The following is a 13,290-nucleotide window of genomic DNA, read 5'->3' as shown; positions in this document are numbered from 1 at the left end:
TGCATTCACGCCATCCTTGGCGTTCGAGCTGCCGCCAAGCCCCCATGGATGGGTTTACGGCGTTCCTCGACAGGCATACCCCACCCCCTAAAATCGGCGAAACTGCTCAAACTGAGAATTGCTGAAGTATATACAACACACCTTAGGGAAAAACGAATTTTCTGTTATGTTAAGCGATTTCCCCACGTATTCACTTTCGAATCATTTCAAGATGCGTCACGCCAATTTAGTCGAATCCTTCCAAAGCATTCTGCCGACCGAATCGGTGCTGTACGAGACCGAAGACCTCAGACCCTACGAATGCGACGGACTGTCGGCTTACCGGCAACTACCGATCGTCGTGGTTTTACCGGGCAGCGAAGCCGAGATCATCGAAATTCTGAAAATCTGCGAAGCGGAAAAAATTCCGGTCGTCGCGCGCGGGGCCGGCACAGGACTTTCCGGCGGCGCGCTGCCGCATGCCGACGGCGTATTGCTGTCCCTCGCCAAACTGAACGAGATTCTCGAAATCGACCCCGTGGCCTGTACCGCGCGCGTGCAACCCGGCGTGCGGAATCTTGCGATCAGCGAAGCAGCCGAAGCCTACGGATTGTATTACGCGCCCGACCCGTCATCGCAAATTGCCTGCACGATCGGCGGCAACGTCGCCGAAAATTCCGGCGGCGTCCACTGCCTGAAATACGGACTGACCGTGCACAATATCCTGAAACTGCGAGTGTTGACTATCGAGGGCGATGTGCTCGAAATCGGCTCGGAAGCGCTCGACAGTCCCGGCTTCGATTTACTGGCTCTAATGTCAGGCAGCGAGGGTATGCTAGGCATCATCACCGAAATCACCGTGAAACTGCTGCCGAAACCCGAAGCGGCGCAATTAGTAATGGCCGCATTCGACGACATCAAAAAAGCCGGCGCGGCGGTCGCGAACATTATCCGGGCAGGCATCGTGCCGGCCGGTCTGGAAATGATGGACAAGATGACGATAGCGGCCGTCGAAGCCTTTATTCATGCAGGCTACGATCCCGATGCCGCCGCGATCGTATTATGCGAATCCGACGGCTCGAACGAAGCGGTTGCCGAAGAAATCGAGAAAATACGGGACATCATGCGCGAAAGCGGCGCGGTCCGCATCGATACCGCGCGCGGTGAGGCCGAACGCCGGCGTTTTTGGGCCGGGCGCAAGGCCGCCTTTCCGGCGGCCGGCCGGGTCTCGCCCGATTATTACTGCATGGACGGCACAATTCCGCGCAAGCATCTCGCCGAGGTTCTACGCCGCATCGAAGACTTGTCTTCCGAATTCGGACTGCGCTGCATGAATGTGTTTCATGCCGGCGACGGCAATTTGCACCCGTTGATTCTATACGACGCAAACCGGAGCGGCGAACTTGAAAAGGCCGAAGCCTTCGGCGCGCGAATCCTCGAAATATGCATCGAGGCCGGCGGTTCCTTGACCGGCGAACACGGCGTCGGCATCGAAAAATTGAATCAAATGTGCCTGCAATTCGGCGACGCCGAGCGCGACCTGTTTCATGCCGTCAAAGCCGCATTCGATCCGGATTCGCTGCTAAATCCCGGCAAGGCTATTCCGTCACTACACCGCTGCGCCGAATTCGGCGCGATGCATGTCCATCGCGGCGACGAAAAGTTTCCGGATTTACCGAGATTCTGAACATGGAAGCGATAGTCGAACAACTCACAGAATGCGTCGTCAAAGCGAACGAGAACAAACAGGCGCTTTGCATTCGCGGCGGCGGTAGCAAAGACTTTTACGGCAATCCTAAAGGACTGCACGATTCGAAGCTGGAAACCGGACCGTATCGCGGCATCGTCGATTACGATCCGACGGAACTGGTCGTCAGTGTCCGAGCCGGAACGCCGTTGAACGAACTGGAAAGCCTATTGAGCGAACACGGCCAGATGCTGGCCTTCGAACCGCCCGGTTTCAACGAAACGGCGACGCTGGGCGGCTGTATCGCTTCCGGGCTTTCGGGGCCCAGGCGCGCCTATAACGGAGCGGCCAGAGATTTCGTGCTCGGCATCAAACTGCTCGACGGCCAGGGCCGAATTTTGAATTTCGGCGGACGGGTCATGAAGAACGTCGCCGGCTACGACGTCTCGCGCCTGATGACCGGCGCGATGGGCACGTTGGGCGTGCTGCTCGAAGTCTCGCTCAAAGTGCTACCGAAACCGGAAACCGAACGAACGCTCTGTTTCGAACTGCCGGTCGAGCAGGCACTGGAAACGATGCGGCACTGCGCCGGCCAAACGCTGCCGGTCTCGGCAACCTGCCATATCGACCGGCGTCTTTATATCCGGCTCTCCGGCATCGAGTCCGCCGTTGATGCCGCGCACGTCAAGCTGGGCGGCGACGAATTCGGCGACAATCTGAGCTTTTGGGAATCGATCAAAAATCAGACGCATCCCTTTTTTCGCGACAACAAAAGGCTCTGGCGTTTATCAGTCAAGCCCACTGCCCCGCCGTTTTCGATCACCTGCGAACAAGCGATCGAATGGGGCGGCGCGCTACGCTGGTTTGCGGCGGCCAAAGACTATGATGCGACAGCGGTTCGCGCACAAGCCGAAAAGGCCGGCGGACATGCGACGCTGTTCCGCGGCAACGACCCGAGCATTCCGGCCTTTCATCCGCTGCAGCCGGCCCTGTTGAAAATTCATCAACGCCTGAAACGTCAATTCGACCCGGTTGGCATTTTCAATCCGCGGCGCCTGTATCCGGAGTTTTGAACGATGCAGACCCGACTCGACGAACGATTTCAAAATACGCCGCAAGGCCGCGAAGCCGAAACGATACTGCGTAGCTGCGTCCATTGCGGCTTCTGTCTTGCGACCTGCCCGACCTACCAGCTTTCGGGAAACGAACTCGACAGCCCGCGCGGCAGGATTTATCTGATCAAACAGCTTCTCGAAGGCAGTCAAGTCACGCGGAAGACGCAACTGCACCTGGACCGCTGCCTAACTTGCCGCGCCTGCGAAAGCACCTGTCCTTCAGGCGTGGACTACGCGCGCTTGCTCGATATCGGCCGCAATGAAGTCGAACAAACGATAATGCGCTCACCGATCGAGCGGATGCTCCGTTTTACGTTGCGTAAGGTGCTGCCGAATCGAGGATTGTTTGCGTTTTTATTGAAATCGGCCAGATTGACCCGGCCCTTGCTGCCCAAACGATTGCAAAGAATGGTGCCGACCCAGCCGAAAATTCGGCAAAACTCGCCGCCGGCCAATCATTCGCGCAGAATCCTAATACTGCAGGGTTGCGTGCAACCCGCGTTGAATCCCGACATAAACCACGCTGCAAAACGCGTGCTGGACAAACTCGGCATAACGCTCGTCGAAGCGCAACAAGCCGGCTGCTGCGGCGCTCTCGCCTATCATCTCGACGCACAACCCGAAGGACTGGATGCGATGCGCCGTCTGATCGATGCCTGGTGGCGCTACATTGCAGATCCCGATAAGCCGATCGAAGCGATTGTCGTCACGGCGAGCGGCTGCGGCGTTACGGTCAAGGATTACGGCCATCTGCTGAGACACGATCCGGCATATGCCGAAAAGGCTGCCCGCGTTTCGGAACTGGCCAAAGACATCGGCGAGATCGTCGCCGCGGAACTGCCCGAACTGACTCGCCTACTGGAAAACTGCCCGATGCCAGACGCCGAAGCCATCGCGTTTCACGCGCCTTGCACGCTGCAACACGGACAGCGGCTCGACGGCGTTGTCGAAAGCATTCTGCAAACGGCCGGCTTTCGATTGACCCGCGTCGGCGATGCTCATTTGTGTTGCGGCTCAGCCGGCGCCTATTCGATAGTACAGCCGCACATCGCCCGGCAGCTACGCGACAACAAAATCGCCGCCTTGACCCGGGACGATCCGGCTATCGTCGTCACCGCGAACATCGGCTGTCAGATGCATTTGCAAAACGGAACCCAACTACCGATTCGGCATTGGATCGAAATTCTGGATCGGGTTTTGTGCGGAGAAACGGGAGATCGGTATCCCTAAATTCGGCAATGCGTCCACGAAAATCACGAAATATACTAAAGTCATCATAGGGGGTATATCAAGCTCTTGAATCATCCATTGGGTGGTCGGCTTGAAAATTAAGCAATTGAATATTTTCGTGTGTTTCGTGGACAAAATGCTTCCTGATTAGCAAGTTTTCTTCAGCTAAAGCCCAAAAACCAGCATATCCCTAGCAGGACGGGGCTTGCAACCCCGTCCTAAACGTTTTGACTTTGGCCGAAGTCAGCCGAAATGTTTAGGGCAAACCGAAACGTTGGGGACGGGTTAAATAACCCGTCCCGCAGAAGTGGCTACGACTGGTCACTGCTCGGACACTTGGCTTCGGCAAGCTGAAGCATCTTGCTAATCAGGAAATGCTTTTTATTAGGATAACTGCTTCGTGCCAATTTTTCGCCGGATCAAAAATCCCCCCTGCTCCCGCCAACCTGATGCTATTGATATATATCTTATTGCTGATACATATGTTAAAGCTGCAGCTGCTTCGATTGGACCCCGTCAAGATATTAGCCTCGACAAGCCGAAGCTTCTTTTTAATCAGATTACTTTTTACTGGGTAATCAATTACTATATTAATCGATTCAGTTGATTTCTCCAGCAATGAACTCGAGGTATGCAATGTATTTAGTCAGACTGATATACGCCAGCAGAGCAAGAAAAGGTTTCGGACCGAGCGATGTCGAGCAGATTTTAGAAGTTGCCCGCAAAGCCAATGCCCAAAAAGGCATTACTGGGATGTTGTGTTTCAATGGTTATAATTTTTTACAATCATTGGAAGGCTCGCGTACAGCTGTCAATGAATTGTACCGTCATATTCTTGAAGATGAACGCCATTTCGATACAACCTTGTTGGAATACCGCGAGATAATAGCCCGAGATTTTGATAATTGGCATATGGGATATCTAGGTTTAACCAAAGAAAACCAAGCATTATTGTTGCGTTTTTCAAACAATTTGGAATTTGATCCTTTCAAGATGAGCGGCGCCACTGCTCATGCAATGTTGTGTGAATTAAGCGCGACACTTTAAATAGGAACCATCAGAATATCTTGAATCCAAGCACCAATATCCGGCTGACCTTTCTGAGCAACTTACTTTAATCCACTACTATGCCAAAATCTGACACATTGAAGTCTCGATTAACTGTCCCTGTCTTTTTATGCAGTGTTTTTTTCTTTATAGCGAGCCTAATCTTTACTTTCTCTCTGCAAAACCATGACGTTTTTAATACATTATCGGTAGAAGTACGATCTCAGGTTTTGCAAATCGCTTATATTTTTCTCGGCATACTGATAGCATTTATAGCGCTGGTCGTTATTATGCTCAATATACTGTTAGAGAAAAACCTCGCCGCTCCGATTAAAAAAGGCATTTCGCGACTGGAAAACATGCAAAAAGATTTGAATATTCGCTTTGAATATCCAAATGAAGATGAACTGGGAAATTTATTTTCCGCCTTCAACGATTATTCAAGCCAATTGCATCAAATCATAGAAGAAGTCGCAAGAACCTCGGACGACCTTAACGTTGCTGTCGAGCAATTTGCCGGTAATACTCACCAAAGTATCGGTCTTGCACATTCCCAACAACAAGAGACCGATCAGGTCGTCAAAGCGAGTGCTCAGATGACTGTTTCATCAAATGAAACGGCCGAGCATGCCGAGGCGACTCAAAAAGTCGCCTCCGACGCTAAAGAACAAACCAAAATGGGATTACAAGTAGTCAATGAAACAATGTCCTCGATCGGCATGTTGGCAAATCAAATGGAATCCATGCAATCGGCGGTCAGTCGACTCGACCAGGGCAGTCACAACATCGGCGACGTAATCGACACTATCGCTAAAATTGCCGATCAAACGAATCTTTTAGCATTGAACGCTGCTATCGAGGCCGCTCGAGCCGGCGAACACGGTCGCGGTTTTGCCGTTGTTGCCGATGAAGTTCGAAAACTCGCTTTTGATACGCAAGAAGCCACTCAACAAATACATGCCATCATTGCCGACCTGCAAGAATCAGCACAAGCAGTAACCGGTGCGATTGAACAAGGTACGACACAAGCGCATAACTGTGTAGAACAAGCCAATAAGGCCGGAGAATCTCTGCATACAATCGACCATCGAGTGGATTCGGTTTACGATATGGGAAAACAAATCGCTTTAGCCGCTCGCGATCAAAATAGCGTAGCAACCGATATTAGCCAAAGCATGCTTCGTATTAATGAACTCGCCGAGGCAAACGCTCAGGCGATGAATCAAAATCAAGAAGTGAGTCAAGCCCTGTCACAGCGCGCGCAAAAACTGGAAAAATTGGTTTCCAACTTTAAAACCAACACACTATCATCCAGCATTGTCGAATTCGGACGCGACGATATCGAAAGCGCTATGCGTAAAATGAGCAGCGAAGAGCTGGATAGCATTGCATTCGGTGCAATCGAATTGGATAAAAACGGCCGCATTTTGCGATATAACTCCGCAGAAGGCGACATAACCGGACGTAATCCGAAAGAAGTCATCGGTCGAAACTTTTTCACCGAAGTCGCCCCCTGTACAGACACTCCCCTATTTAAAGGCGAGTTCGACAAAGGGGCTCGTATGGGCTTTCTCAACAAAAAATTCGAATACACTTTTGATTACAACATGCGTCCGACCAAAGTTAAAGTGCATATGAAAAAATCACTGAGTGGCGATACCTATTGGATTTTTGTTAAACGTGTATGATGTGGTGGCAAAACGGCGCCAATATGCGCCGATTGATTGTCGATTTCGTACTTGGACATATAAGTCGATTACGCCCTGGCGCTCACTTGCCGTCTCCGCAAGCAGTTATGCTTTCAGAGAACTGGTTGGCTTCACCGCTAAACATTGACTCATTGGAATTAGTGGATTGCGCAACAGCATTCGCACAAATGTTGCATATTGCGGATTCCGGGCTGGAAGATTTCTTACTTGCAAAACCTTCGGTCAACGGCTGGAAAGAGATCGCGACAGCGAGTCTTGAAAATTTTCATCACTTCATCAGCTTTTCCAGCTCAGGATCGACATCCCCTCCTGTCGTTACGACAATACCCCTTGCTCATATTCAGCAGGAAGTCGATTTTATCGCTCAGCATTTGTTAACCGGCAATAGCGCTGTTCGTCGAATCTGGACTTTGATTCCGGCTCAACATATCTACGGCTTTATTTTTACAATGGCATTGCCGAGCAGATTAATCAATCGGCCGGAAGTGATAGATGGGCGCCAACGTTTACCGATTTCATTAGAAAAAACCCTACAGGATGGCGACATGATTGTCTCAATACCTGACTTTTGGCAACATTGGATAAGTTCGGGTCTTAGGTTGCCGCGTTCGGTTACGATTGTTATGGCCGGCGCACCTTGTACGTCCAAAATACTCGCTGCTTTATTAGCGCAAAACGCAGATACCATTGAAATCTACGGAGCAACCGAAACTGGAGGCATTGGCTATCGAAAAAAGCCTGATGAGCCGTTTTCTTTGTTCCCTTATTGGCAAATCGTTAACGATTCGATTCGCAACCATCTTCATAGCGCTAACATTCCAGACAAACTACACTGGCTAGATAAAAAACACTTTATTGTTCAAGGACGTAAAGACGGACAAATCCAAGTCGCCGGAACCAATGTTAGTCTCGAAGCGATTGCCTCAGAGATCAAACAGCATGCTGCCATCCACGAATCGGTCGTTAGGTTCGACGGAAAACGACTGAAGGCATACATCGTACCAAATGAAGACAGCCAACTAAACTCATCTATGTTGATAGACGAACTGTTTTCATGGTTATCGACTCGACTGCCTAGTACACAGATACCCAAACATTTTACGCTAGGCTCAAAATTGCCGCGAAATGAGATGGGTAAACTATGCGATTGGGATTAACATGACTCCTTTAATCCTAAGACAGCACCCCATCGGCATCGTAGAAAGCATTCTGCAAACGGCCGGCTTTCGTTTGACCCGCGTCGCCGATGCTTATCTCTGCTACGACTCAGCCGACACCTATTCACAATAGTACTGCCGAAATTTGAAGTGCGAAAGGTATAATCGTTTAGGATTTGATCATGAATACCCCCCCTATTCTATGGCATAAGTATCTACACATCTTTATCATTTAAAATCATGCTGTTATAAAGTTTCTTCTGGTTTTTCATGAAGATAAAGACTAAAAATTGAAGTTTTTAGTCTACTTTTTTATCCTAGATTACAGAAAAATTAACTTAACTAATTGCCTTATAAAGCTGAAAACTTGTGTAGATACCTATGATTCTATGGAGGGTTACATATGATTCAACTAACCTCCTTTTCGGTCGGTTGAAAAATTAAAACTCCATTCTGGCACCAAAATTGATACTGTGACTACTTATATCTTGGTAGCCGAGCATCACATCGTAGGAGATAAATCCAGACAACCCATCGGCAAAGGTTCCGGAAAGGCTGGTTCCTAGCGTCGCAAAATTACGATCAGGGGATTGGCTTACCACATTAAATCGTTGTCCACTCGGATCATCTATGAAACTAGCCCCAATCGTTCTGCTCCCATCTTTATATTGATGATGCCATTCGGCCCTAAATTGAGCCAAAATGACACCGAAAGGCAAACTGATCGCATAGGAGGTTTCTCCTCCTAAAGTTGTAGTCCAAGACTCAACATTCTGATCGCTAAATGCCATCCCCCAACCGGCACCGCCGCTTTCCCGGTAAGAATCGACCGACAGTCCGATATAATTACCCCTGAAATAGGGCGTCAAGCTGAAAGGGCCGTATGAAAAGTCATATCCGACGCCAAGGCTGTAGGCATGCTGATTACCGCCAGGCGTTGCAGTGGCTTCCGCGCTAAAAGTTTCAACTCCGGGAATAGTATAAGAAATCCTTCGAGTCGTTTGATATTCATTGCCACCATAAGAAGCAATCGCATCAAGATGAAAGTTATCCCAAAAATAATAAGTCCCGTAAATTGATCCTGTATAAGTATCTGTAGTGGTTTCACCCATATTTAGACCAAACACGGAATTTGAGCGCAGATAACTGAAAGCGGAACCCAATACTAAATTATCGGTTAGCTTGTAGTCGGCGCCCCCGGTAAATCCGTAATTGTCATATCTAAAGCCGAGCTGCTCAAACGTTGTATTCACATCGCCAACCCGAATATTCATATTCAGCCAAACGCCTAAGTTGCTACCGAATCCAAGATCATCGCCAGCCGCCCCCCCTAATCCGTTTATGGGCCGACCATTTTGGTAAAACTTAAGACCTCCGGCGTATTGACTCCTCGCGTTAAGACTGGCGTGCAAATTGGAAATCCGGTTCTTCACAGTTGTTTCAACTAACCCGACCTGGCCGGCAGTGATTCGAGTCGCCTGCGTACCTTGTTGCACGACTTGTTCGGGAGAAACGGCCCGAACAATACCTTGCGTCCTCGCAGAATCGAACGACAAACCACTAAAGGCATTACAACGCGCCCTCATATTAGCCGAAAGATTGGTGTCTGAATCACAAAGGTTAAAAAAAGTGCTTAATAAATTTTGTTGCGTGGTATTAAACAAGCTTCTATCAATTGGCTTCGATGAGAACGAATCTGGCTCTGGTTCTGGCTCTGGCTCTGGTTCTGGCTCTGGTTCTGGCTCTGGTTCTGGTTCTGGCTCTGGCTCTGGCTCTGGTTCTGGTTCTGGCTCTGGCTCTGGCTCTGGCTCTGGTTCTGGCTCTGGCTTCTGGCTCTGGTTCTGGCTCTGGTTCTGGCTCTGGTTCTGGTTCTGGCTCTGGTTGTTCTTGATCTGGAAATTCTTGATCCGGCTCTTGGTTTGGCGGAGGCACGAACGTTTGCGCCAGTATTATCGGCGATGTAAACGAAAGCATCCCCATCACCCCTACCAAACTCGTATTTAAAAATACCGATTTCATCAGCTTTTTATGTAATTTTTTTTTCATGCTCCCCCAGCAATGATCAAATCAAAAAATTTTCGCTTTAAAAATAGACTAGTTCTTAGTATTTGGTCAATCTTGATATATCGTGTAAGCGCTCTCATAATAACGCGGCTCCTGATTCCGTAGGTTTTTCAGCCAATATTTCACTAATTTATATAGTCGTTAGCCCGCACGGATTGCCGTTATCCAACGTGCAAATTCGTCCAAGTACTACTTTAGGAACAAGCATGAGATCATCTTTATCATTTTCGCTGCCATTATCGTTATGTTGCAGCCTGAGCCTATTGATTGCAAAGCTGCCGCATGCCGAAGAAACCTTATCCGTCGATAACGAAGCGGTGATCGAGCAATTGCAACAAGAATTTCACGGTTCTTATCCGGAAACTGCCTCGCCTTCGAATAAAGTTCAAAGCCAAGAACTGGTTGCCGCCGAAGCCGAATGGGGAATCCTGCCGCCTTACCAGACTACGGTTTGGACCTATAACGGCAAAATCGCCCCCATTATCCGCATTAAGCTGGGCGAAACGCTCAAGCTGACACTGCACAACAAGTTACCGCAAGCGACCTCGATTCATTGGCATGGCGTAAGACTGCCAAATGCCATGGACGGCGTGCCGGGCGTCACCCAGCCGGCCATCGAACCCGGCGCAAGCTTCACCTACGAATTTACCCCGAAAGACGCCGGCACGTTCTGGTTTCATCCACATGCCAATTCTCCCGAACAAATCGAACGTGGCTTGCAAGGACTATTGATTGTCGAAAACCCGGACGAGCCGAAATATTCACAAGATCTCGCCTGGATCGTGGATGACTGGCTATTGGAAAAAGGCGCAAGAATTCACGATCGTTTCGTCACCGGTCACGATTTGATGCATGACGGGCGCTGGGGCAACGTCGTGACGGTCAACGGCCAGTACCGGCCGTCGATTCCGGTAAAACCCGGCGAACGCATTCGAATCAGAATGGTGAATTCCGCCAACGGCCGCGTGTTCGCGCCGGCCGTGGAAGGTATCGAAGCCCAGATTATCGCCGTTGACGGTTTACCGACCCAAAGCCCCATACGGTTACAAAACTTTTATTTGGCTCCCGGCAACCGCATCGATCTGGACCTAACCATTCCTAAAAACGCGGCCGGAAAAACATTCGCTGTTTTGGATAGCTTCGGCCAAAAAACCAACACCTTGGCCGTGTTACAAGTGAAAAACACGACAGCCGTAACTACACCGACCTTCAAACCCATCCAGGCCAAGCATTTTCCGGACTGGCGATCGGCCATCGACGCTCCGGTCACGCACGAGTTCATGTTGAACGCAATGCGCGGAGGCGAGCACGGCATCACCTGGACAATCGACGGCCACAGCGGTCACGACATTATCGCGCAAAAACTGCAAGCCCAACGCTTTTACCGCCTGCGCTTTACCAACCTTTCTTATCGCTTGCATCCGATGCATCTGCACGGCCAATTCTTCCAAGTCATTGCGGTCGACGGCCGGCCGGTGCGGGAAGGCTTTTGGCGCGACACGGTATTAATTGGTCCCAAGCAATCGATCGATATAGGCTTGGTGCCGATCGACAAAGGACTCTGGGCGCTACACTGCCATATTCTCGAACACGCCGAAGCCGGTATGATGACTACGATACGCATTCAATAACCCGAAAATCTCGGTACGAATTATCACGGAATATTGCTAGCGAACAATTATACCCATTGCAGGTCAAAATTCGGCGCCGAGATGCTCGCCAAGTACACCCCCATACCCTTTTTGATCCCCAAATTGGGAATTGCTGTAGCTGAGGCCGTGATCTGGTATTCGATTCTGAAATGTGTAACTTCCAATCCAGACGCCACCATTAAAGCTCAATTTTCAGTAAAACCAGCGAGGAACACAACTTGAATAATGACCCCATTCCTCTCCATACTTTCGCGCCAATAGCGGCTCCTCGCCCAATATAACTCGAAGATGAAAACCGACAGCCAAAATAACAGTATAAATTAACTGTCCGGGTGCGCCAAAACACAACACCCATCCCAGAAGAATCAGCAAAACTGAAATATACATTGGATTTCGGGTATAGCGATAAAGACCGACATTGACCAGACGAGTTGGCGGCGCCCAAGGGGCTAGAGTGCCCTTGCCCGAGACATAAAAATCGCACACACACCAAAACAAAGCCACGACACCTGTAAGTAAAGGCGCTATCCCTAAGGGTTGAACCAGCTTAGTGTGGTCGCTCAGCCAAAGCCAAGTCACCGGAACGACGAAAGCAACAACACCCGGCAATGCTAAAAAGGCCAACAGCGCTTGAATAAACATATAGTAAAAAGGTAAAGAATATTAGATTCGGATAGTACGGTCAAACACGTTTGACCGTACATCTGACTAATAAACGAGGTTAACGTTCCGATATATACCTATCTCACTCAAATAATTTCAGCAATGCATCAGAAGAAATCTGAGCGTTTACTTGATGGACTCAGATATTGTAGTCATGCGTTATTGCATGACCCGATCTAACTCCGATCGACAACCAACAAGGGATCAGGGGTAGGTTCTAAACAAGTACTTTTACCGTCGGCAAACAAAACATTAGGGTAACTACTCGTACCCCATAGTCGGACCGCTCCCCGTAAGAGCCATTTGAATCGCGATGAGCGGATTAGGATTGCTTAATTCGTTGCTCATTACGAACTGAGCACACGCACCGACTTCCAATATCTATCGGACCAGTATTGATTATCTAAACTGGAAATCGCAACTCCTTTGATCGTCGAGACATGCAAGAACCTTCTTTGCTCGATATAAATGCCGACATGATGCTGTTGAGGACCCGTATTAAAAAATACCAAATCTCCGGTTCTCAATTGCTGCTGTGGTATAGGTTTCCCATGCTGCGCTTGGCGGTCGGATGTTCTAGGCAAATGAACACCTAACTTTTTCGCGAAAGTCAGATAAACGAAACCGGAGCAATCGATACCGGATTTCGAAAGCCCACCATATTGATAAGGAATCGACGCCCATTCGCGGTAATGGCCATAGAGCGTTTGCTTTAATGCCGTTTCGGAATTAGGCATAGTAGTTATTGAGGAATTTTTTTTCTGGCCTCCCGAACAAGCAGTTAACAGCGCGAGCGCAAAAACTAAAACAATAATTTTTAAATCACTAGTTAAGAAGCGCATAGGAAAACTCATATGGATTACGATAAAATCATTATATTTCCGTCAATTCTAGCGCAAACTTAAAAAAATATTATGCAATATAAAATCCGCCAATCGTGTAGAAGACTTTCGATTATGCTCAAGACAAACGGAAATTGGCGGGATT

The 13,290-nt window shown here is 49.2% G+C and carries 11 protein-coding genes; 8 read left to right on the top strand and 3 right to left on the bottom strand.

Translation table 11 applies throughout. From position 1 onward, the window contains the following. The first annotated feature begins 211 nt into the window (after window positions 1-211). From MEALZ_RS08170 to MEALZ_RS23730, 7 genes are all read left to right on the top strand, one after another. Window positions 212-1,666, top strand: a complete 1,455-nt coding sequence (locus tag MEALZ_RS08170) for an FAD-linked oxidase C-terminal domain-containing protein (protein WP_014148158.1) — start codon at window positions 212-214, stop codon at window positions 1,664-1,666. Window positions 1,667-1,668: 2 nt separating this feature from the next. After that, entirely contained in the window at window positions 1,669-2,739 is a 1,071-nt protein-coding gene (gene glcE / locus MEALZ_RS08165) for a glycolate oxidase subunit GlcE (RefSeq protein WP_014148157.1), read from the top strand. A 3-nt stretch (window positions 2,740-2,742) separates the two neighbouring features. Further along, a complete protein-coding gene (gene glcF, locus MEALZ_RS08160) occupies window positions 2,743-4,011 on the top strand; it encodes a glycolate oxidase subunit GlcF (protein ID WP_014148156.1) in 1,269 nt (422 codons plus the stop codon). 636 nt (window positions 4,012-4,647) lie between these two features. Then, window positions 4,648-5,058 (top strand): BLUF domain-containing protein, encoded by a 411-nt coding sequence (locus MEALZ_RS08155; RefSeq protein WP_014148154.1) that lies wholly within the window; start codon window positions 4,648-4,650, stop codon window positions 5,056-5,058. 230 nt (window positions 5,059-5,288) lie between these two features. Continuing rightward, window positions 5,289-6,746, top strand: coding sequence for a photoactive yellow protein (pyp, locus tag MEALZ_RS08150; protein ID WP_014148153.1), 1,458 nt, complete (start codon window positions 5,289-5,291; stop codon window positions 6,744-6,746). Further along, window positions 6,743-7,924: an AMP-binding protein gene (locus MEALZ_RS08145; RefSeq protein WP_014148152.1), complete on the top strand. Its 1,182-nt coding sequence runs from the start codon at window positions 6,743-6,745 to the stop codon at window positions 7,922-7,924. The genes pyp and MEALZ_RS08145 overlap by 4 nt, the downstream gene beginning before the upstream one ends. A 1-nt stretch (window position 7,925) precedes the next feature. After that, complete coding sequence (locus tag MEALZ_RS23730) at window positions 7,926-8,057, top strand: hypothetical protein (protein ID WP_014148151.1); 132 nt, start codon at window positions 7,926-7,928, stop codon at window positions 8,055-8,057. Between the two features lie 307 nt (window positions 8,058-8,364). Here MEALZ_RS23730 and MEALZ_RS22650 read toward each other — a convergent pair whose 3' ends face one another. After that, window positions 8,365-9,816 (bottom strand): autotransporter outer membrane beta-barrel domain-containing protein, encoded by a 1,452-nt coding sequence (locus MEALZ_RS22650; RefSeq protein ID WP_223842380.1) that lies wholly within the window; start codon window positions 9,814-9,816, stop codon window positions 8,365-8,367. Window positions 9,817-10,194: 378 nt separating this feature from the next. Here MEALZ_RS22650 and MEALZ_RS08130 point away from each other — a divergent pair, with 378 nt between their 5' ends. After that, window positions 10,195-11,619: a multicopper oxidase family protein gene (locus tag MEALZ_RS08130; protein WP_014148148.1), complete on the top strand. Its 1,425-nt coding sequence runs from the start codon at window positions 10,195-10,197 to the stop codon at window positions 11,617-11,619. Window positions 11,620-11,832: 213 nt separating this feature from the next. Here MEALZ_RS08130 and MEALZ_RS20960 read toward each other — a convergent pair whose 3' ends face one another. Together MEALZ_RS20960 and MEALZ_RS08120 are read right to left on the bottom strand one after the other, a co-directional pair. Then, window positions 11,833-12,282, bottom strand: coding sequence for a methyltransferase family protein (locus tag MEALZ_RS20960; protein ID WP_014148147.1), 450 nt, complete (start codon window positions 12,280-12,282; stop codon window positions 11,833-11,835). A gap of 368 nt (window positions 12,283-12,650) precedes the next feature. After that, the gene (locus MEALZ_RS08120) at window positions 12,651-13,040 is read right to left on the bottom strand and encodes a C40 family peptidase (protein ID WP_052712519.1); all 390 of its coding nucleotides are present in this window, start codon (window positions 13,038-13,040) and stop codon (window positions 12,651-12,653) included. Window positions 13,041-13,290 lie beyond the last annotated feature (250 nt).

Source organism: Methylotuvimicrobium alcaliphilum 20Z (assembly GCF_000968535.2).
Taxonomy (GTDB): domain Bacteria; phylum Pseudomonadota; class Gammaproteobacteria; order Methylococcales; family Methylomonadaceae; genus Methylotuvimicrobium; species Methylotuvimicrobium alcaliphilum.
This window is presented reverse-complemented; position numbering and strand designations above follow the sequence as displayed.